The sequence below is a fragment of the Mesorhizobium sp. M1329 genome (assembly GCF_040318035.1).
Classification (GTDB): domain Bacteria; phylum Pseudomonadota; class Alphaproteobacteria; order Rhizobiales; family Rhizobiaceae; genus Mesorhizobium.
This window is the reverse complement of sequence record NZ_JAMYLN010000025.1, coordinates 39,137-59,931: the sequence shown is the minus strand read 5'-3', so window position 1 is coordinate 59,931 and position 20,795 is coordinate 39,137. Positions and strand designations below refer to the sequence as shown.

Sequence of the window (20,795 nt, the reverse complement as noted above, 5' to 3'; positions counted from 1 at the left end):
GGTCCGCGGAAAACCCATCTCCCAACATTGGCCAAAGCATTTTTGCCGGACCATGATGTAAGCACTCTTTCGCGATGTGGCTATCGTGCGCTGAGACGGATTAAATGCGTATCTTACTTGCGGAAGACAATCGCGAATTGTCGACATGGCTGGCGCGCCTGCTGCGGCGCGACAATTACGTGATCGATTGCGTCTTTCGCGGCGATGATGCCGATGCCGCCCTAGCAAGCCAGGACTACGCCTTGGTGATCCTCGACCTGGCGTTGCCGCATCTCGACGGCATCGAGGTGCTGCGGCGGCTGCGAGGCCGCGGCACCACGACGCCGGTCATCATTCTCACCATTGTTGGCACATAAGGAGCTAGAGAATTCTTGTCACCAGATTGTCCAGCCGGGAGTTCTCGCGGTAAGCCAATCGCACCACAACGGCACCTAAGACGCCCGTGATGGCGCCCCCGATCACGTCGGTGACATAGTGGGTGCCGATATAAATTCTCGACCAGCAAATCAGGAATGCCATGATCATGAATGCCAGCGCCCGCCGAGGCAGAGCTTGCATCGCAAAGGCCGCAACGATTGCAACGCTCGCAGTCCCGTGATCGGAGGGGAATGACCAATCTGTGCTCGGCGCAATTAACAGATGCGTCACGCCGGCATCGTAGGGCCGTATCCGGTGCACGAACAGAAGAATGAACTGGTTGATCGCTAGACCGAGCAAGAACGCCAGACCGGCCGACAAGGCCGCGTGACGAACATGGTAGCGGTCGGCCTTCGCCCACCATTGCACAACCACAGCCAACACCATGAGCGGAACGCCGATTTGTGAGGCGCCAGTCATTGCTTTATCCAGAACCGGGTGAAGCCCAGCTGCAGCGTTGATCCAGTGAGTGAGACTTGCATCCATTCTTTGTTGCTTCCGTTATTGTCGATCGCGAGGTGAATTGTGAAAGCAGTCGACGAACGCCGGATTCATCAGATTTTTGAAGTCAGCGTCTGGCTCAAGGGTGCGCACGCCCTGATCGAATGCCTTGGCGGTGTCCTGCTTTATCTCGCTACCACAGACACCATTGCCTCGTGGGTCAATGCTTTCACCCAAGAGGAGTTGATCGAAGATCCGAACGATTTCATAGCTGGCTATCTGTCGCAGATGGCAAGCCATTTTTCGATCGCCAGCAAGGAGTTCTACGCCTTCTACCTGCTCAGCCACGGCCTGATAAAGCTGCTCTTGGTTATAGGCCTTTTGCGAGGCAAGCTGTGGGCGTATCCGGCCTCCCTCGTCGCGCTCGGCGCATTCATGGTCTACCAAGTCTACCGCTATTCCTACACCCATTCACCGGGCCTGCTCGTACTGACCGTCTTCGATGCGGTCGTCATGGTGCTGATCTGGCACGAATGGGGCATAATGCGGCGGCACAAGCCAGCATAGCGACGGATTATCAGCCTCGGCCCTGTTCAATGCGCCGGACCGCAGACCAGCACAGAATGGCCCAAGCGGAGCCGACACACCAACCTGCAAGAACGTCGGTGGGGTAGTGGACGCCGAGATAGACCCGGCTCAATCCGACCATAACCGTCAGAAACACCGCAAGCGAAACGAAATACGCTTTGACGCGGGGATCGGGGTTCGCCTTGTGGCCAGCAACGCTCCAAGGGTCAGGAAACTGACGGCGGAAAGCATGGCGTGCCCGCTCGGAAAGCTCGCTGTAAAGACCCTTGTCGTGTGTATGACATCGGGCCTCGGGCGATCGAAGGCGATCTTCAGTAGCGTGCTGATGGCCTCTCCGCCAGCCACGGCGGCCGCGACCAGCACGGCGTAACTCCGCTTTCCCGTAATCACTAGATAGCCCACTGCGGTGACCGACACGAGGAACGCAAAGCTGCCGAGAGACGTAACGTCGCGCCGTCCCATTTCCTCCAGCCAAGGCGGACCAATAGGGTTGGTTGGATCATCGGCGTTGCGAAACGCCATGAGCACGGCCCGATCGAAACCGCTCGTGTCTACCTCAATAACTTCTTCTGCCAGAAGGCCAAAGCCGAGGACAAGGCCACCGGCCACAAGCACAGGGGCGATCAACCACATGGCGAGTACGAGGCGGCCTGTTCCGTGGCCCTCGCCATCGACAAGGTTCTGCTGCTTTCCTGCCGCTCCAGCTACCCGCTGAAAGCAGACAGGGAATTGATCATTGATGCGGATCAAATGCTGACCGGGACGATTGCCTTCCAGCAGGGCAATTGGCATCCAGCATCCAGCTCACGTCCGATCGATGCTTAGGCGCGGCACGTCGTTCAAGAGCAGCTCGGATTAACTCGTTCTGTAACCGAGCCTAATCGCCAATGTTAGATGATGGCAGCCAACCCCACACGCAAATCATGGGCTTGCATGTTTTCCGTAACAACCAAGCGCAAATCGTGTTCCCTCCGCACGGTTGACATTCCTCCGTCAGCCGCCATGCTGCATTGCAACATGGCCATCGAAAAGTTCGGCATGACGGAAGCATCGCGCATCGAGTGCCTTGACGGGCTTCGGGCGCTCGCCGCGATCTGGGTGCTGATCGGGCACTGCCTGCTGTTGACCGGCTGGCAGATTCCCATCCTCGGCGAACCGGATCTCGGCGTCGATCTGTTCATCATGCTTGTCCGGCTTCCTAATGGTGTTCCATTACCAGCTGCGCCAGGACAAGGAGCCCTGGCAAAGGCCGGAAACCTGGCTGAAATTCTGGACCCGCCGCTATTTCAGGATAGCGCCGCTGTTCTACGTCATGCTGTTCGCTGCCCTGGCGCTTGGCCCTTATCTCTACCAATCCAGGATGGTCATCGACGAGTTCCTGCTGCGGTCGCCGCAGGCGCCCGAGCGTTATCTCGACAGCGGCCTGAAGAATATCGGCGCCCATCTGCTGTTCCTGTTCGGCCTGGTGCCGAATTTCGCCTATCGCACACCGCTGCCGGACTGGAGCCTGGGGCTGGAGATGCAGTTCTACGCACTATTCCCGGCGGTCATGCTGCTGGTGCGCAGGCTTGACTGGATATGGAGCGCCATCCTTGTCGCCGCGATCGGCAGCGCGATCGTGTTCTTGATGGGACAATTATCGGTGCATTTTCCGATGCCGTCGTTCCTGCCGCTGAAGATGCAGATTTTCCTGTGCGGGATGCTGCTGGCGGGCGTCGTCCATCAAAGGCACAAGCGGCCTTTCGTGCATCTGGCATTGGCCATGGCTCTGGCCGCGCTGCCCTTCGGCGGCGGCTACGGGCTTGGCAAGTTTTTGATGCGCGAAGCGCTCGTCGTGGGTTTCTTTGCCCTGGTTCTCTACCGGATGCTGCCGGGAATGATGGGCATCGTGGCCAGAAAGATCGCCATGACGCTCGCCAACAGGTTCTTTCATTTGATGGGTGAGCTTTCCTTCAGCATCTATCTGATCCATCTGCTGGTTCTCCAGCCGGTGGCGGCTCTGGTCATCACCCAGTTCGGCAACGAATTGTCGGCGCCGGGGCGCTTTGCGATTGTTGTTGCCGTCGTCTTGCCGGTGGTCTGCCTGCTGTCCTGGATCACCTACACGCTGATCGAAGTGCCCGGCCAGAAGATGGGCCGTTTCGTCGTGCAGCGCTTTGGGCGGAGCCCGGCGCTCGAGGCGGTCAAGCCCGGCCCATGACCAGCCGCCAGACGGGTTCGAGCTGCACCAGCCCCCTGTTATTGGGGCTGCGGGCGACGTCAATCATGCGGGCCTTGTGGGTCAAGGGATGGGCCATCTTGATGGCGAGCGCCGCCACCAGCACTTCGCTGAACCGCGCGTCCCAATCGTTGGGCTCGGCGAATTCGCCACCGATGCCGAACTGGCACTGGCGGCAAAATGAGACCGCACGTGTCGAGCCTCAAGCACATGGCGTTCATCGCGCTGAAGACCACCGGGCATGATCGGGCGAGGGGCGATCGTCGGACGCCGCGCCCTTTCGGGACGCCAGGTCGGCTACTGTGGCGAATCCCAAGTTCACCCGCTGCGCTGCGCCGGAGTGATGTGAATTTTGGCGTTCGCTACGACATTCATGTTGCCCTTTGGCCAATCGACGGCACCAAACAGTTACAGGAAAGGACGATGCTGCCTGCCTCGGCAAGGGAGGTAACTATGAATATGAAGTACAAAACAGTTCAGGAAGTGCTCCGAAAAGCGGGCATCGTCATGAGCAAGAAAGGGGAGGTTCATCGCGTAAACTTCTTCAGCGGTCTGGAAGACACCGCCTACTACACGCCAAGCCTTCGGGATGCCCTGGACAAGGGCTTGGCTATGGCGGGAGGTGCCGGAAAGATGAAACCAACCGCCTTTGCCAAGTCAGCCCAAACAGGGATCTCGACCAGCGCACGCATCGGCTGACCCTATCCAGGCAAGACATCGCCGCGTTGCGCGGCGGTGTTGTGAAACTGCAATAGCCCAAACATTGCCGTCTTCCTTGCTCGAATGGGAAAAAGACGGCTTACGAAGCGTCTGCCGCGCCATTTCCTGACGGGCGGTTGGCGTCGTGACGGCGCATGCACGAGACGTGCAACGTTCCGCCCAGGCCAAAAATCACAAGAAATCCGCAGCCGCCTTGAAGCGGCTTTTTGCCGTGGAGGCACCATGCCCCGTTTTCCCCGACCAACCACACAGCCGGAGGCCTGAGCCATGGCCATCACCCCGCTCGACATCGCCAACATGGCGCTCGCCGTGCTCGACGAGGCGCCGATCGACAGCCTCGACCAGAGAGAGATTTGCCGACAGGCAGGTGAGGGCGGTGCGAGCATTTCAGAACTGCACTGCCCTCACCCCCATGTTGGGGCGTTGTCCCGTAATAGTGACGTGGAGAAGCGTTAACGGTCAATAATCGCCGTTGTAGTACCGGTCGTCGCAGGGGGCGGTGTAGATGCGGCCGCTCGTGCGGTCCTGATAGCGGCAAAGCTGTTCGCTGCGGGGTTGCGGGGTGGTGGCGTTGCCGACGACGGCGCCCAGCAAGGCGCCGGCTCCGGCACCGATGACCGTGCTCTTGGTGTTGCCGCCGATCGCCTGGCCGGCAAGCGCGCCGGCGCCGGCGCCGAGCAGCGCACCGGTGCTGGTCCTCTGCTGTGCTTCGGTCTGCGCGCAGCCCGCCAGCGCGGCGGTTACGAGCATGGCGGCAATCGCTTTGGACATGGTCATCGTCTGGAACTCCCTTGAAGCCTATGAACTAATACGCAGGCCGATTTTGCCAAGTACGGTGGCATTTGCGGCGGAACATAGGCACCGTGCCTCACGAAATGAGACATGGTTGTTTTTGTCTGACAACTCCGGTTTGGAAAGAAACGTAACCGAACAAGACCACAGAGCCTCATCCCAAGTCGACTTTCGCAGCGTTACGCTGCCTCGATCTGCATCACCTTTTTTGCCGCAGCGGTCAGAAATCCCGATCGGCTGTAGCCGTGGCGCACCGCATATTGGTCGATCTGGTCGAGGACATCTTCGGGAATGGTGACATTGACACGCACGACCTTCGCCGCTTCGGCCTTCAAGGGAACTAGAATGGCGACTCCGCTCAGATTGTCCTTGTCCGACATCACGTCCTCGAGGGACGACGGTTCGGGAATGGCCTCGCCGTCCTCGACCAAGCCCTCGACATGAAAGGCCAGTGCTTCCTCGGCCATGGCGCGGGCGTCGTCCAGGCTGAAGCCGGCTGTGACCAGCCCCGGAAAATCAGGAAAGGAGACGCCGAAGTCGCTGTCCGGTTCCTTGTGGATCAGTCCGATGTAATTGCGCATTTCTCTACCTCAGCTTCACGCCGGATTGTTTTTCGATGCTCTTGAGAGTGCCGATCGGGATGTCGCGCTTGGGGTGCGGTACTGTTACTCGGCCCGGCTTGGCATTGTGCTTGAACTGGGCCTGACTTCCTTTTCGAGCCACTTCGTACCAGCCATCCGCCAACAGCCTGTGAATGACATCGGCGCTCTTCATGTTGTGTATAGATACACATAGCCGATCCAAATGTCCATGAGAATTGCCGCAGGTTACATGCCGCAGTCCTCAAGCTGAACCGTTCCTCAAATCCTCAAAAACGGAGAAACCAAAACCAAATGAGCCGAGGCCTTCCCCGGACGCTTTCGCGTGCCGCCGCAGAGAAGCCAGCCTCGCCCCACCCAAGGCAGGGCTGATAGCCGGAACGACCGGACAAGGCGGCGCCTACCGAACCGTCTTCTCCTTCAATGCCATGCCGGTGCCGTTAGTTGTTGGGGAACTGGGGCGACAGTGCTTGAGGCCGCCCAATGGCGTTCCGTCGGACCAGAATGCCATAGGGTTTCGTCCACCAGATAGCCGACGGGGGCCGCAGCCATGGCCTGAAGTCGTCGGGGGTGTGTGCTGCGATGCAGGCTCGCGTTGTGCTTCGAGCGTGCTGGGAATCATCGAGCCGGTGTTCCTGAAATGGGCATACAGACTGCCGGTCGATATGTGGTACCGGCTTTGCGGCATATTGAACCGTTTGTAGAGTTTCTCCACCGGGCCGTTGGCGCCAAAGCCCGTTTATACCGATGAAAGTGCCAGTGGCGCATTCTTGTCGAGCATGACCTTGGCGGTCATCAGACCGTCGCTTCGCTTTTATGAGTTCCGCAGCCTAGCTGAGGGTAGTTACGCGCTCCCGTCCGTCTCGCTTTCCTCATCGATCGTCCGAACCGGCAAATAGGCATTGGTTTCCAGCCATTCTCGCAAAATGATCTGAATAAGGTCTGGCCTGCCGATTTTCATCTCGGCTGCTACGGAATCGAGTGCATCTGCGGTCGCGGGCTCCAGCGGCACACCACCGACGTTTCGAAGCATCAAAGCAGCGCGACGCAGGAGGATCTGCAAATCCGCGCGGGAGATGTCGCCTATGCGCTGAGCTGCGTGTTCGAGATCTTCAGTAACAGACTGGCGTGTCATTGGTGTCACCCGGTGCATGGCATCCGGCCTTCGCTCTGCTGCCCAACTGGACCGTGATTGGCCAAGGGTGCAGTTATCGTGGGTCGAAGGCAGTAAACAATCATTTTCCGTCCTTTTTGCAGAGGACAACTGGCCTTCGGTACGTCGTCCTTCATTTGCTGTTGCCGGGCCGGATGCATTGGGCTCGTCCGATGGCCAGAGCTACAGGGTCGCTTCGACTGAGTGAGCCTATTGCAGCGGTGCCGACTATGGGCACCATCGACGGCTCGTCATCTTGTACTTTCCCGGTTTTTAACTCAGCGATTTCCTCGTCACGCTTGGCAATGCGGCTTTCCAGATTGGCGAGACGCTCGGTCAACAAATAGCGGCCGACCGCAAATCCGCCTCCTCCTAAAAGAACCGCAAAACTGGCAAAGGCGGCCGGGTTGGCCAGCATCAGCGCGGAGTTGGCTTCCAAAAAGCTGATAAGATCCTGCATGGTCAACTTGACCCCGTCATGCCGCAAACAAGCGAGCTGTCGTCACCGGCTGGCCCGGGTTGGCATATTTGTCGCGAATCCTCCGGGCTCGAATATCCTGAGTCACTCGCCGTCATCACCATACCCGTCGTGCGACATGGCGGCCGTTCCGATATCCATGGCTCATCCCAAGATTGGCGGCGTGTCGTCGTAACCCAGCGCTACCAATCCTGGGTGCCGGTGAGCGAGGGCCAGAATTTGAGTCTCAAGCTCGCAGTTATACGCCATGAGCGCCTTTACAGTCTCAAGGGGGCTTTCGTATCGGGCGATGAGCTTGACCGCTTCAGAATGGAGTTCAGCTTTGGCTTCAGCGTCGAGGCGAATAATGCCCATTGTCGTTCCTCCTAATGTTTGCCCGACGCGGAGCCGAGAGTTCATCAAGCCGTTCATGCAAGTGTCCATTCAGCACGATCATCTCCTTCAATGCCTTCACCGCATCGCCCTTGTGCAATGCAATGAACTTGTCGGCGATGGCCTGAAGGGCCGCCTCCTGGCGGCTGTCCAGCGTCACGATGTGGTCCATGGCGATGCCTCCAATCGTTTCTGTTCAATTGAACAAAACGGGAACAAAAATGTCAAGAGCGAATTGACTCGACGAGGAATATGTTCCTATTTTGACGGCGTGTTGGGCGGGTGCTTATAGCCAAGGAGATACGCATGGGCAGACGAAAAGGCCGGTATGACAGACTGTTTGCTCGGGACGCTGAGGAGATCATAAGGGAGGCACTAGGCCTCCGCGACGCGGTGCTTTCTGCGCAACGCAACCTGAAAGCAAGCGGCCCCTTGTTTTGGCAACTTTGTGGGCTGGTCGACAAATTGCACGAGGTGCTGGCCATTGTCGCGGAGAAGGAGCCTGACTACCGCATGCCGAACCTTGGTCTTCTACCACTCCCGGAGGAATATTCCACGCGGAAGTGACCACAGCGGGCCGATGGACAGCTTGGGGCGCGCCAAGCCAACATGCTGCTCATCGTCGAGTGTGGCTGGTCTTAAGCGCTATCTTGCGATCATTCGCGTTAAGTCGCGATGCCCCGGCGGCACCTCCAGCTCGCCATATTGGTGATCTGTTAGACGGTAGAGTGCGCAGGTTGCCGAGCCAGCGAAGCCTGACTCAAGGCAGCAGGACGCGAGCGTCTGGGCCAGCCCAGACGCTCGCGGCTGTTGCTGCTACTCGTAGCTGCTTACCGCAAGTCCAGCTGCAACAGGCCGCTATAGTCCTCTGTCGTCAGGAAGAAGCCCTCGTCAATCGCCTTGGCTTTGAAAGCTGGATCGTCGCCGAGGTCGCGGAATTCCGGCTTCAATGTACCTGACGCGTTGAAGTAGCGGTCTCGAAAGGCGGCCCGTTCAAGGCCGGCATAGTCTACACCCTTGCCTGTGACCGTGCAGGATTTCAGTTCGGTTTGGTCGGCGGCCTCCGCCGGAAATGACGCCCTCGCAAAGTCCATCGGCCCGATGTCGGGCGCGATGCTCCTGGGATTTGAGGTGATGCATCGGACGGTCTTATCCGCGCCGGCGACAGACAGGTCGAAATAGGGCGGATTCAATCCCTTCGCCGCCAGGTAGGCGAAGCTGCGGATGCGGTTAACCGCCTTCAACGCCTCCACGTCTGTTGTTTCGAGCATGTCATTGCCGATTTTCACCCCGCCGGCGGCGCCGAGCGTAGCCATCTGTTGCTGCAGCCAAGCCGGATCGCGCTGGATCCATGTCAGGAAATCGAGCGGCACGGCCTGCGGTTCCTTGAGTTGCTTGCTCATGGATTGCGCCGCTGCCGTTGCCGCAAACATGAGCACGGAACCGGCGAGGATCGACGTAAGCTTCGGGAGTCGCATGTCAAAGTCTCCTCCTTGGTCGCTGTCTCGGTCACCAATGGACGCGCGGCTTGATGCCGAGCATATCGCGCAACTGGTTCTCCGTTATGTCGTCGGGTCGGCGTGTGCCGCCGACACCGATGGTACGTGCTTCCTCGTTGCGGAAAGCATATGACTTGCCATCGAGACCTACGTAGGGCGCATCCTTGAACCCCGAATGCTGGCCGGCCATGCGGTGCGTGGCGTGGATTTGCTCGTGACCGAGCACGATGCCAGGATCCGCCGGATTGGACGCAGTCGTGCCCGAGGACTTGTCGAACTCGACAGACGTGCGTGTGCGCGACGCAGCCGGGTCATAGCCGATGATCACGTCGCCCTTTGTCGATTCCGGGTTCACCAACGGATCCTTGTTGCGGGCCGCGGTGACGCCCGGCTCGTTCTGGATCGTCGTGGTTTGTGGGTCGGCGATGACCCGGCGCATCAACTCGCGGCCGCTGTCGAAGGAGTTGGATCCGACAAAGAAGTTCTTCACGTCCAGCCAGGCGCCATGCAGCCAATTTTGCGATACCTCGCCACTCTTACTGTCGACCCGTGCGGTCGGATCAATTCGCTGGATGTCCTCTTCGACCTGCCGTCGGTAGGCCGCGTCGCCGGCAACGATCTCCTTCAGGCCGGTCGGGTCGAGGAAGGCCATCGGATTGTTGTTGGCGTAGGCGAAGAGATTGCAGGACGTCGAATTGCCGGTACACTTCTCCGGATCGCCGACGTAAAGCGGATCGGGCGAAATGAACCGCCCCAATGCCGGATCGTAGTAGCGGGCGCCATAGTAGTAGAGCCCGGTATCGTCATCGAGATATTTGCCGGTGAAACGATGGTGGGTCTTCTCACGCGGCAGCTCCGCGGCGACATCCGTCAGGTGTTGGGCCCAGGCAGGGGCCAGCGTCTCCGGCCCATGTTCGGTGCCGTACGCCCGGTAGAGCATCTGCTCGACGGGAACGCCGTCGGAGGAGATGACATAGTCGCTGCTCTCGAGATGATCCTTTAGATAGTAGAACCATTTGCCGGTGCCGTGTTCCAGACGAACGAGCTTGCTGGAGGCGATGTTGACATAGCTCTCCTCGCCTTTCGGACCGATCTCGAACGTGTCGACCGGGTAGAGGTAAAGCTGCTCCGGACCCGATCCGTCGGTCGGGATGACCTTCTTGTAGAGGCGACGCCCCGTCTGATCGTAGCCGTAGAGCACTTCATTGGTCGCAGTCTGAGCGCGGATCAAGCGTCCGTTGATGTCGAACACCGTTCCGGTCAAGGTCGGCGATTTCGCAAGTTGGGCGAATCCGTCGAAGGAGTAGGGCTTCGATGCGCTGCCGGCCGGGATGAGGCCGGTCACGGCGCCGGCGGACGGCGCTATCCGCGCGCCGGGCTCGAGCTCGTCGTTGCGGGCAAACGTTCCCGCCGCCGAATAGCCGAATTCGGCCTGCTGGCCGTAACGAGCGATCCGCACGAGTTCGTTCTTGAAATTGTAGTGGAACGTTCCCGACCGGTCGACATGTCCGTCGCTGCCCGCGCCTTGCGCCAACGCGTCGACGATCTGGGTGATCGAGCCGTTGGCGTTGAAGGTCATGCTCAAATCCTGCAGCGGTTTGCCGCCGGCTTGCGTAACGATGTGGGTGAGGAACAGGGTGGCTGGATCGTAGCTCATCCGGGTGAATGCGCCCAGACGATAATCGACCCGCTCGATCTGTGATTCGGGATTGTAGGTGATATTCTCGATGATCTTCTCCGGTCCTGAAAAATCGGGATGCGTGACTGTCACCGACCGCAGGTTCTTGTCGGGCCCCAGCGCGAATTTCGACGCCAAGCCGCGCGGACCTTCGGACGAATCTATGCGGCCATCCAGCGTGTGGTGGAAATGATCGGCGTATTTCGCGCCGTCGATCTCCACCTCATGGGTAACCATCCGGCCGTTCGCATTGTAGGCGTAGCGCTGGACGGCGTCGAATCCCCCGTTGGGATCGTGAATGATCACCTCGGTCGTCTTGTCGAGGGGCAGCGCTATCGGCGTTTCGAACCCGGCCGCGGAGGCGACTTGAACGGCGCGGTCATAGCGGTATTCGAGGTGAACCACGCCATCGTTCACCTCGGTTAGCTTGCGGTTGAGGAAGTCGTAGGTGAAGGTCTGGACCGACGTTTCGCCATTGCTGCCGACCCGCGCGATCACCGATTGGCGACCGCGCGCGTCGTAGAAGGCGTAGCGGTCGCCCATTCCCGGGATCGACTGGAATTCGATGTCGCCGACGGAGTTGTAGATCAGCCGCCGCGGCGTCGTCTCGCCCGGCAGCCAGATTTCGCTCAGGTAGCCGAAGGAATCGCGCACGAAGCGGGAGATATGCATCGTGCCGCCGCCATTGCTGGCGATGGATGCTGTCACGCCGTTCTCGTTCTTCAGCGAATATTCACTGCTTTGAACGGTGCCGTCGAACTGGTCGTTGTAGGTCGTGATCGTCAGCGTGCCCCACGGTTGGAAGGTCATGGCGGACACCTTGCCCGACGGATGGGTTTCGCGGACCATCCGGCCGGCTGGGTCATAGGTGTAGGCATTGCCGATTTCGTGATCGGGGCGCGGAACATCGCCAAGATCGAACACCTTCTGCAGGTTGAGATTGTCAACGCCGCCGAAGCTTTTCACCACAAAAGGCGTCCAGCGGAAGATCTGCTTTGCATTGCGGTTGTAGAGTGAGAAGTTATTGACCCGCACTCCACCCTCAGCGACGTTCTCCAGATCGGCGACCTTTTCGCTGCGCGCGTCATAGGCGGCGAGGTCCGCGATGAACTCGCTCTCGCCTTCCGGTGTCTCGGCAGCGCTCGCATAGCGGCGGCGCGCCGTAAGGATTAGCGACGGCAGCCCATGCTCGCCGATCTTGTAAGTGTAGAAGCGTTCGGCGCCGTCCGTGGCGGTTTCCCGGGTTTTGCGGCCGAGGGCGTCGTAGCTGTTCGTCACGACCATGCCCAAGGGCGTTGTCGTCGTCGCTATGGTGCCCTGGCGCGGCCCGTCATAGGTCATTTTCGTCATCTGATCGAGCTCGGCCGCACCGCCCGACGCCTTGGTGTAGCTGAGCGTCAAGGTACCGGTTGGGTCGTAGATCGCCGACTCGGTGATGCCGAGTTCGTCGGCGATCGAAATACTGTTACCGAAGACATCGTAACCCATAGTCTTCACCAGCTTTCGGCTGGCGTTGCGGAACTGTTCGAGCGCGGGCGGCAGGGCGCCAAGTCCCGACAGTACTTCCAGCGTTCGCGACCCCATCCGACCGCCGGAATTTGGCAGATAGGTGAAACTCTCGCGGCTGAGCAGCCGGGTTCCGGCCAGAATACGCTGCTCGGACGCCGCGTTGACGATGCCGAGCGCCGCCAGATCGGCGCGCGACTGTGTGTAGTCGGTCTGGGTTGTACGATTGAAGCCAGGAACCGTCAGGCGCTCCGGTCCCGGAATGTCGCGCACCCCGACCGTCTCCGACGTAGGCATGTTGAATTCGTCAAAACCGGCATAGGTCTGGGTCTTGACCGGATCCTTGCATTCGGGATCGGCCGCATCCTGCTGTTCGGCCTCGCCGGCGGAGTCGGTCAGCGTCTCCTTGACCTTCCTGAGATAGGACGAACCGTCGCCACGCGGAAATGCCTCCCACACCGACGATTCGCATTTCAGCATCATGCCGGTCGTCGGCAGCTTCTGGCTGCGTGTAGCGGTCGACAGCGAGTGCAGCGCTGCCGCTGACGGATCGAGCGTCTCGGTTGTCTCAGCGCTCGCGACGAGCGTCGCCTCCGGCTTTACTTCGTATGTCTTGCGGATCTTCAGTTTGCCGGCGAGGTTCAGGTCGGCCGCCCTTTCTGCGAAGGTGTAATACTGTTCGCGATCGAGGCTGGAACGCTGCGTGACGCGCTGGCCGGCCGCGTTCTCGTCGCCGTAAGCGACCTTCTCGACCTCCGAGAAGCCGATGAAGCGGCGATTGATCACGTCATAAAAGGGATTGTGGTAGAAATATTCGTCCGTCTGCACCTGGGCGCGAACCTGGCCTGGTATGCCCTGCGACGTGACGAGCTGCTTGGCGACGACAACGGGGAAATGCAGGTTGCGCGTCGGCTGGCCGTTGGCGCGGTCGCGCAGCATCTCGTCGATCGAGGTCGCGTAGCGAATGTCGTGCCGGCGGCCGGAATCGAAGTCGACGACCGTCAGCAGGTTCGCCTTGACGAGTTGCATAGTCGCGGTGCGGTTGAAGTCGATGACGACGACGGGCTTTACCTCGTCGGCGGACGGCTTCTGGAAAACGATGATCTCGGTCTGGCCGTCGCCGTCGATGTCGGCGACGCGCGAGGCGAAGGTTTGCGTCGACGTCCCGAGTTGAACGCGCAGATTGAGCGCGATGCTGAGCGGATCCTTCAGATAGGTCCCATCGCCGAAGCCGAGCCAGATGCGCATCTGGTCGGTGCGCTCGCCCATCGACGCGAAATCGATGATGCCGTCGCCATTGGCGTCGATGTACCACATCGTGGCGAGGCTATCGCCGGACTGCATGCCCCCGATCTTTGAGAAGGTGCCGTGACCGCAGAGCGGATCGTTGATCGCGGCATCGCCGAACAGCAGCGCATTCGGGTCAGTCGAGAAGATGTTGCCCTCGTTCTCGTAGAGGCAGAAGCCCTGGTCGGCTGGACGGATGACGACGAGATCGGGCAGCCGGTCGCCGTTGATGTCGACCATCCGCACATTGTTGCGGCCGAGTATCTGGCCGTCCTGACTGTTGAATGGGAACGCCTTGGTCAGCGCGCCGAAATTGACGCTGTAACCGCCATCGGCCTGGCGCCGTGTGAGATTGAGGAATATCCGCCATTCGGTGCGCCCATCAGCGTTGAGGCGCGTCGTGACGATATCGGACTGGCTGTCCATATTGACGTCGGCGAAGCGGCCGTTGCCGCCCGCGAATGTCGTCGGCGAGACGCCGGGCAGCGGGATCGACCGGCCGAGATAGGGGAAGGTCCCGTCGGCCCTGCCGTCATAGACGTGCATCAACCCATCTTCGATTTCGACGATATCGACGAAGCTGTCACCAAGGATGTCGGCAAAAGCGAAGCGGTTGTCAGTGAGCCGGGGCGCGATCTGGCGCATCAGTCCAGCCTCGGTCGGACGCGACAGGACGAGCTGGGTCGTGTCGCCGAAGGCGCTGTTCAGGTCGCCGCTGCCAAGATGCACGGTCGCGCCATCATCCTTGCTTTGCACGATGTCGACCAGCGCATCCATATTGAGGTCGGCCAACTCGAAATTCTGCGGAGGGATGTCGCCAGCGAACGCCATCTTCGGGGCTTCGAATACGACGGAGCGCGACGCCAGCTCGGCGCTCGTCCACGACGAATAGCCGAAGTGGATATCCGGGAACTTCAGCGTCGATTGCGCCAGCGCCTCGCCGCCGGTATCGCCATATCGGTAGAGCACGCGCAGCTGGTCGAGCACGTTGACCGACTGCGTGTCGATGAGCGGTGTCAGGTCGGCCTGGGCCTTCGCGAGGCAGTCCGGATGCGCCCGGACGACGAATTTGGAGGTGTCATTCGTGTCACGGCCGACATATCCCATGCACCATTGGGCGTAGACGGTGTCCTTGAACTTGGCCGTCATCTTGCCGTAGAGCCGGGCGTTCTCCTGTTTGCTGCCATTGGTGTGGCTGACGAGCGTGGATTGCGTTTCGATCAGGTCGAACTGATAGCTGCTCTGGCCGCCGGCGAAGCTGGCCTTTGTGAGATAGCTGCGTCCACCGAAACGCTGGTATTCATAGCGGACGGCTTCGCGGTTGGCGTTGAGCTGCAGAACCAGCGGCCATTTCGTGACGTAGGGCGCGGCTACGTCGAAATTGCCCTCCGCCACGGAGCGATCGCCGCTGAAGATCAGCCGCGTTCCGTCGGCGTTTGTCACCTCGAAGCCTGAGGAGATGGTATCGGTGTGCAGCCCACCCGTCAGGTCGAGCGAAACGACGTCGAACGTGCCAGTGTGGTAGAGGATCTTAACGAAATCCTCGGCGTATTCCGGCTTGTACTCCCAGACGCCGTTCTGGTTTCCGACGAAGACGAGCCGCGCGCCCATGTACGATAGGCGGGAGAAGAAGTCGCCGCCGGGTTTGGTGCCGGGCAAGGCCGTGCCGAGATCGTCATTGACGGCGATCGCCTGGGTGTTGAACTGCCAGCCGATGCCGAGGCCGTTGCCGCTGTCACCCGCGAACTGGCTGTAGGTGAGACTCATTTGCGGCCCGAACTGGCCGCGCGTCGGCAGGTTGGGTAGCGGCAAAGTGAAGTTCGCCGATCCGGTGTTGTTGTTCAGCGTGAAGCTGCCTTCCTCCTGCGTGACGGTGCCGCCGGCCGCAGGTAACTGGACGATCGACGTCGCCGATTTGTCTTCGGCGTGTGCCGGGGAACCGAGCACTGCGGCGCTGGCGGTCAGGGCTGCGAGGATGGCAAAGGTCTTTGCGAACATGGGGCTACCTCTTCGGATGCAGGCATTACTGATGAATGTGCGGGCTCACGATGATGAGTTGTAAGCAGTTCGGCCGTGGACAGATGACCGAGGGCTGGACGGCAATCGCGTCTTGCAGGTGAATGTTTCCATCGAAGATGCGCAACGGCTCGCGCTTGCAGGCTTCGCTGACTTGCTGGAGGAGCGGCTGCGGGAACGAGCAGATCGGATTGTTACCGAGATAGGATTTTCCGATCACCGGATGGACGTGAGAGAAGTTTTCAATCCGGTTGCCCCTCAGATCGACGACCGACAGCGCCGGAAGCGAGCCGAGCGGCAGCGCATCGAAGACCCGATTGTTGCGCAGATCGACATCCGTCAACGCCTGCATGTTCGATAGATTGCCGACATTGCTGATCTGGTTGTCATTCAGGTAGATGTATTTGAGGCCGCTCGAGCCGAAGCGCGGAATCGCCGACAGCCGATTGGTGGCGAGGTTCAGTTTCTGAAGCTCCGTAAGCGATGCGATCGGCGAGGCGTCGGTGATCAGGTTGTCGAACAGGTTGAGTTCGCCCAGCGCCCGGAAATAGACCACAGGATTGACGGCGATAATCGACTTCTTGTTCAGCGACAGGCTGGTCAGTGACTGCGCCCAGTTCTGCGCTGCGTTGCAATCGGTGCTGTCGACATGCTCGGCCTGCATGCGGCTGTCGAGTGCCGCCATGAAACCGCGCGCGTCGCCGAGCGCGATCGAATCGAAGCGGTAGACGGTGCAGTATTCAGCGAAACTGGCGTACTGTAGCGGTAGGTTGCGCATGCCGGCATCGTCGAGCAACGGCAGGTCCGCCAACGGCGTTACTGATTGCACGTGCGTGTTCGAGAAATAGAGCTTGGTCAGCTTGTTGAGTACCCCGATGCCGATCAGGTTCGACACTGGATTGCCGTCGACGTTCAGTTGTTCGAGGCGGCGCAGTTGCAATATTCCCTGGATGGAGGTGATCTGGTTGTTGCGAATCCAAAGCTTTGTCAGTCCCGGTATCGCCGACAGCAGCGAGACATCGGACAGCTGGTTGTCGGACAGGTCGATGGAGGTCAGATTGCCCATCACCGGGAACAGCGAGACGCTGGTCAACCCACGGTTCTTCGCGTCGGCGAACTGGCGTGAGCTGAGATCGTCATAGGCTTTGCCGCAGACAGTCTTGCCTGAGATGGACAGCAGCGCGTTTACTTCGGCGGCTTGCGCGGGCGTCAGAAAGTCGGTCTGGTTGCGCATCAGGCATGCCGACAGGAAATCGGTCGCCTGTACAGGATTGTCGGAAAGATCGAGATTGATCAAGCCCGACAGCGCCGCCAGCGGTCGGACATTGGCGATCGAATTCTTCGACAGGTTGAGTATGCCGAGATTGGTCAAGCCGGCGAGCGGCGCGACGTCGGTGATGTTATTGCTCGAGAGGTTGAGCGAGGTGAGTTGCGGCAATGTGGCGAGCGGACGCAGGTCGCTGACGATCTTGGACGACAGGTCGAGCGCCGTGGTCGCCAGCAGCTTGTTGCCGACCGCCGAACATGTTCCGCCGCCCTCCAATTCGACCATGGCGCGAATGGTCTGCCCAAGCGGGGTCGCGGCGTCGCGGTGCAGCACGCATAGGTCAACGAAGCTCTGCCCGCCGTCCGCTACGATTGGATTGCCGCTGAGATTGATGGCTAGCGTCGAGGGAAAGCTTCCGAGATTGGCGAAGGTCTCGATCTTGTTGTTGGCAAGGTTGAGGCTGGTCAGGCCGCCGAGCGCGCTGAGCGGTTCGAGCATGTCGCCTGCAAGGCCATTGTTGCCGATGGACAGTGTCGAGAGCGCCTGCAGGAATTGCAGCGGCTCAAGGTTGCCGATCTTGTTGTTGTCGAGTGTAAGGTTCGTGAGTAACGCCAGCGCTGACAGTGCGCGGATGTCGGTGATGTCGTTGTCGGAGAGGTCGGCTCGCGTCAGCGCGGTCAGTGGCGTCAGCGCGTTGATGTTGCTGATGTGATTGCCGGAAATGTCGAGGAAGGTCAGCGCCTTGAGCTTGGTTAGCGGCCCGAGGTCGGCGATCGAGTTCTCGGCAATCGACAGGCTGGCGAGGTTCGTCAGTACCGCAATCGGATCGAGCGACTGCACGCCCTTGCCGTTCAGATTTAGCGTCGTGATTGATTCCAGGAAGGTCTGTGCAGCGTCGCAGGCGGCGGGATTGCCAAGCGCCGATACCCCACCGGGCGTTGAATCGAGCACCGCCATTACGGTCGCCGTTTCTGCCGGCGTGCGGTCGCCCTTGACGCACCAGTTGGCGAAGGTCGTTGGCTTGTTGACCGGCGGCGCGCCGGAGAGGCATGCGATGGTGTGGATCTTGCCGGCGAAGAACGGCGTCGGGTCAGCGTTCAGAGCCTGGTCGAGGTTGAGCTTCAAGTCGGTGACCAGCAGCGAGCAGCCAGGAATGTAGAGCCGGTCAGAAAACGTCGTCGCGCCGAAGTCGGAGGGGAATTGCAGGTAATAGACGAGGCCGCTGCCATTATCGTGCGCGAACACCTTGATCGGATATGTCTCACCCGATGGGCACAGCAGCGGGTTGGCGGCGGGATCAGCCGCGACGATCGCGCTGTCGACGGCAGTTAGCACCTCCGAGGGAACCGTCGCGAAGCCAAGTCCACGGATCACTGCTTCTTCGTCCGCTTGGTCCTTGCAGCGGATACGGTAGCCGCGCCCGTCCGAGATAAGCAGCGGATAGTGCAACCGGTTTGCCTCCAGGGCCGGATCCTCGAACAACACAACCTTCGGTTCGTCCGCGCGGGCCGGGCCGGCGGCGGCGGTCACGAGCAGGACCGGGAGGAGAAGGAGCAGCGATCGGGCGATGCGGTTCATCTGGTTTCTCCTTTCGAGGCTCAGATGCGGATCAAGCGAGCCGCCAGCGACGCTATCTCGCGTCCGCCGGCTTGATGGTCCAATAGCGAGACGGATCGCGGTCGCAGGTGAACTGGAGGGCCGGGATGTTGTTCAAGTTGCTAACCCCGCCGGCAATCGTGAGGCACTTGCCCGTGTGGACGTTCTCTGCCTGAACTCCGTCGCGCGTCTCGACCAGATTCCAGCGGCGGGAAGGATCGTCGTCACAGTTGAACTGCAGGGCGGGAATGTTTTGTCAGTGCTGACCCCGCCGGCAATCGTGAGGCACTTGCCGGTCTCCACGTTCGCCACCCGGAAACCGTCCCCTGCTTCAACCAGCCTCCAGCGCTGCCATTGACTGCCGTCGCAGTCGAATTGCACCGTCGGCGCGTTATTGTCGGTTCTTCCTTCCGCGACCGACAGGCACTTTTCGGTCTGCCTGTTCACCAGTACGACCTCGGGGTCGGCCGCCCGTATGCTCCAGAACCGTGCCGGATCGCGGTCGCAGTTGAACTGAAGGGCGGGGATGTCGTCGTCGGTGCTCACCCCGCCGGCGATCGTCAGGCATTTTTTCGTCAGCACGTTTTCGGCCTGAAAGCCGTCGCCGGTCGCGGTCAGCTTCCAGCGTCTCGAAGCGTCCCGGTCGCAGTTGAATTGGAGGGCCGGAACATTGTTTTCGGTGCTGACCCCGCCGGCAATCGTCAGGCATTTTCCAGTCCGCACGTTCTGCAACTGAAAACCGTCGTCCGTCTCGACCAGCTTCCAGCGGCGCCACCGGTCGCTGTCGCAGTCGAACTGTACTGCCGGCGCGTTGTTGTCGAGGCGCCCCTCGGCAACAGCCAGGCATTTGCCGGTCTGCATGTTTGCCAGCACCACGTCAGCCTCCTTGATTGCCGTAATGCAGGCTTCGAAAATCTTGCCCGAGGCCGCGGTTGGGTGCTCGGGCCGACTGATGCAGACCGCATTGCCGTCCAGCGAAGGATTGAATGGCAGGATAGCGCTGACAGACTGCACAGTGGCCAGGCGGTTCGCTCGCAGGTTAAGGGCGGTAAGCTTCGTCAGGCCCATCAAGGCGCGCGCATCTGCGATCCGGTTCTTAGACAGGTCGAGCGCCGTGAGTTCTTGGAGAAACCGCAGCGGTGACACGTCCGTCACCTTGTTGTTGGCCAGAACCAGCCGCGTCAAAGCCCGCGCCGAGGCGAGCGGTCGCAGATCGGCGATCTGGTTGGAACTGAGGTCGGCGTCGGTCAGCTTCTTCATTGCTGCCGCTACGTTGATGTTGCCGATCCTGTTTCGCGACAGATCGAGGAAGGTGAGCTCGGTCAGCTTTTCGAGATCGCGCGTGTCGGCAATTTCATTGCCGGACAAGGTCAGGCTCGTCAGATGGGTGAGTGTCGCCAGCGGCTCAAGGTTGGTCAGCCGTCGCCCGGCAAGGTCGAGCGTCGTGCTAGACGCGAGAAAATCCTGCGCGCTTGCGCACGCCGCCGGATTGCCCAGCGCGGAGGCACCGCCGGGTGTCAGGGCAAGCAATTCCTCGACTGTCGTCTGCTGAGCCGGATCGAGGTCATCCTTGATACACCAGCTGGCAAAGGTCGTCGGCCTGCCGACAAGCGGCGCGCCGGCGACGCATGCGATGGTATGAACCTTTCCGGCGAAGAATGGGGTGGGATCGGCGGTTATCGCCTGACTGAGGTTGAGTCTGAGTTCCGCGACAAGGGCCGCGCAGCCGGGAATGTAGAGTTGATCGGAAAAGGATGTTGACCCGAAATCGGTCGGGAACTGAAGGTAGTAGACGAGCCCACTGCCGCCGTCGTGCGCAAAGACCTTGATCGGGTAGTTCTCGTCGGACGGGCACAACAGCGGATTGGCGGCGGGGTCGGCCGCGATGACCGCATTGTCGACGGCCGTCAGCACTTGCGACGGAACGGTGGCGAAGCCCAGTCCACGGATCACCGCCTCTTCGTCAGCCTGGTCGTTGCAGCGGATGCGGTAGCCGCGTCCCTCGGTGATGAGCAGGGGATAGTGCAAGCGGCTGGCGTTCAGCGTCGGGTCCTCAAACAGGACGACCTTCGGCTCCTCGGCGCGGGCCGGACCGGCATCGATCGCCAGGAGCAGCGTCAGCAGGAGTAGCAGCGAGCCAGCGATGCGGTTCATCTGGTTTCTCCTTT

Annotated in this window: 20 protein-coding genes and 1 pseudogene; 6 read left to right on the top strand and 15 right to left on the bottom strand. The window is 60.4% G+C overall.

The window, feature by feature from the left end:
- Positions 1 to 104: 104 nt before the first annotated feature.
- Complete coding sequence (locus tag NKH21_RS23175) at positions 105 to 356, top strand: response regulator (protein WP_352566576.1); 252 nt, start codon at positions 105 to 107, stop codon at positions 354 to 356.
- A 4-nt stretch (positions 357 to 360) separates the two neighbouring features.
- Here NKH21_RS23175 and NKH21_RS23170 read toward each other — a convergent pair whose 3' ends face one another.
- On the bottom strand, positions 361 to 903 hold the full coding sequence (locus NKH21_RS23170) for a phosphatase PAP2 family protein (RefSeq protein WP_352566578.1): 543 nt from the start codon (positions 901 to 903) through the stop codon (positions 361 to 363).
- Positions 904 to 942: 39 nt separating this feature from the next.
- Here NKH21_RS23170 and NKH21_RS23165 point away from each other — a divergent pair, with 39 nt between their 5' ends.
- On the top strand, positions 943 to 1,425 hold the full coding sequence (locus NKH21_RS23165; protein ID WP_352566580.1) for a DUF2127 domain-containing protein: 483 nt from the start codon (positions 943 to 945) through the stop codon (positions 1,423 to 1,425).
- Positions 1,426 to 1,435: 10 nt separating this feature from the next.
- Here NKH21_RS23165 and NKH21_RS23160 read toward each other — a convergent pair whose 3' ends face one another.
- Together NKH21_RS23160 and NKH21_RS23155 are read right to left on the bottom strand one after the other, a co-directional pair.
- Positions 1,436 to 1,567, bottom strand: coding sequence for a phosphatase PAP2 family protein (locus tag NKH21_RS23160; protein WP_352566582.1), 132 nt, complete (start codon positions 1,565 to 1,567; stop codon positions 1,436 to 1,438).
- Between the two features lie 5 nt (positions 1,568 to 1,572).
- Positions 1,573 to 2,238 (bottom strand): phosphatase PAP2 family protein, encoded by a 666-nt coding sequence (locus tag NKH21_RS23155; protein ID WP_352566584.1) that lies wholly within the window; start codon positions 2,236 to 2,238, stop codon positions 1,573 to 1,575.
- A gap of 409 nt (positions 2,239 to 2,647) precedes the next feature.
- Here NKH21_RS23155 and NKH21_RS23150 point away from each other — a divergent pair, with 409 nt between their 5' ends.
- The 3 genes from NKH21_RS23150 (at position 2,648) to NKH21_RS23140 (ending at position 4,840) form a co-directional block, all read left to right on the top strand.
- Complete coding sequence (locus tag NKH21_RS23150) at positions 2,648 to 3,646, top strand: acyltransferase family protein (RefSeq protein ID WP_352867746.1); 999 nt, start codon at positions 2,648 to 2,650, stop codon at positions 3,644 to 3,646.
- A 210-nt stretch (positions 3,647 to 3,856) separates the two neighbouring features.
- Positions 3,857 to 4,363 (top strand): hypothetical protein, encoded by a 507-nt coding sequence (locus NKH21_RS23145; protein WP_352492871.1) that lies wholly within the window; start codon positions 3,857 to 3,859, stop codon positions 4,361 to 4,363.
- Between the two features lie 288 nt (positions 4,364 to 4,651).
- A complete protein-coding gene (locus NKH21_RS23140) occupies positions 4,652 to 4,840 on the top strand; it encodes a hypothetical protein (RefSeq protein ID WP_352566586.1) in 189 nt (62 codons plus the stop codon).
- A 3-nt stretch (positions 4,841 to 4,843) separates the two neighbouring features.
- Here NKH21_RS23140 and NKH21_RS23135 read toward each other — a convergent pair whose 3' ends face one another.
- The 7 genes from NKH21_RS23135 to NKH21_RS23105 form a co-directional block, all read right to left on the bottom strand.
- Complete coding sequence (locus tag NKH21_RS23135; RefSeq protein ID WP_352566588.1) at positions 4,844 to 5,161, bottom strand: YMGG-like glycine zipper-containing protein; 318 nt, start codon at positions 5,159 to 5,161, stop codon at positions 4,844 to 4,846.
- A gap of 194 nt (positions 5,162 to 5,355) precedes the next feature.
- Positions 5,356 to 5,757, bottom strand: coding sequence for a type II toxin-antitoxin system HicB family antitoxin (locus NKH21_RS23130; RefSeq protein ID WP_352493300.1), 402 nt, complete (start codon positions 5,755 to 5,757; stop codon positions 5,356 to 5,358).
- A gap of 4 nt (positions 5,758 to 5,761) precedes the next feature.
- Positions 5,762 to 5,950 (bottom strand): type II toxin-antitoxin system HicA family toxin, encoded by a 189-nt coding sequence (locus tag NKH21_RS23125; protein ID WP_352566590.1) that lies wholly within the window; start codon positions 5,948 to 5,950, stop codon positions 5,762 to 5,764.
- A 669-nt stretch (positions 5,951 to 6,619) separates the two neighbouring features.
- Entirely contained in the window at positions 6,620 to 6,910 is a 291-nt protein-coding gene (locus NKH21_RS23120) for a hypothetical protein (RefSeq protein WP_352566592.1), read from the bottom strand.
- A gap of 151 nt (positions 6,911 to 7,061) precedes the next feature.
- Positions 7,062 to 7,388, bottom strand: a complete 327-nt coding sequence (locus NKH21_RS23115) for a hypothetical protein (RefSeq protein WP_352566594.1) — start codon at positions 7,386 to 7,388, stop codon at positions 7,062 to 7,064.
- Between the two features lie 162 nt (positions 7,389 to 7,550).
- On the bottom strand, positions 7,551 to 7,760 hold the full coding sequence (locus NKH21_RS23110; protein ID WP_352566596.1) for a hypothetical protein: 210 nt from the start codon (positions 7,758 to 7,760) through the stop codon (positions 7,551 to 7,553).
- On the bottom strand, positions 7,735 to 7,950 hold the full coding sequence (locus tag NKH21_RS23105; protein ID WP_352493294.1) for a hypothetical protein: 216 nt from the start codon (positions 7,948 to 7,950) through the stop codon (positions 7,735 to 7,737). Before NKH21_RS23105 ends, NKH21_RS23110 begins: the two co-directional genes overlap by 26 nt.
- A 134-nt stretch (positions 7,951 to 8,084) precedes the next feature.
- Here NKH21_RS23105 and NKH21_RS23100 point away from each other — a divergent pair, with 134 nt between their 5' ends.
- The gene (locus tag NKH21_RS23100; RefSeq protein WP_352493293.1) at positions 8,085 to 8,345 is read left to right on the top strand and encodes a hypothetical protein; all 261 of its coding nucleotides are present in this window, start codon (positions 8,085 to 8,087) and stop codon (positions 8,343 to 8,345) included.
- A 263-nt stretch (positions 8,346 to 8,608) separates the two neighbouring features.
- Here NKH21_RS23100 and NKH21_RS23095 read toward each other — a convergent pair whose 3' ends face one another.
- The 5 genes and pseudogenes from NKH21_RS23095 to NKH21_RS23075 all read right to left on the bottom strand — a co-directional run.
- Entirely contained in the window at positions 8,609 to 9,151 is a 543-nt protein-coding gene (locus NKH21_RS23095; protein ID WP_352867739.1) for a hypothetical protein, read from the bottom strand.
- A gap of 136 nt (positions 9,152 to 9,287) precedes the next feature.
- A complete protein-coding gene (locus NKH21_RS23090) occupies positions 9,288 to 15,746 on the bottom strand; it encodes an RHS repeat-associated core domain-containing protein (protein WP_352867737.1) in 6,459 nt (2,152 codons plus the stop codon).
- A gap of 25 nt (positions 15,747 to 15,771) precedes the next feature.
- A complete protein-coding gene (locus NKH21_RS23085; RefSeq protein ID WP_352668129.1) occupies positions 15,772 to 18,609 on the bottom strand; it encodes a leucine-rich repeat domain-containing protein in 2,838 nt (945 codons plus the stop codon).
- Positions 18,610 to 18,661: 52 nt separating this feature from the next.
- Complete coding sequence (locus tag NKH21_RS23080; RefSeq protein ID WP_352867789.1) at positions 18,662 to 18,826, bottom strand: RICIN domain-containing protein; 165 nt, start codon at positions 18,824 to 18,826, stop codon at positions 18,662 to 18,664.
- Positions 18,827 to 18,891: 65 nt separating this feature from the next.
- Positions 18,892 to 20,781: pseudogene (locus NKH21_RS23075) on the bottom strand (RICIN domain-containing protein); the annotation flags it as partial.
- Positions 20,782 to 20,795 lie beyond the last annotated feature (14 nt).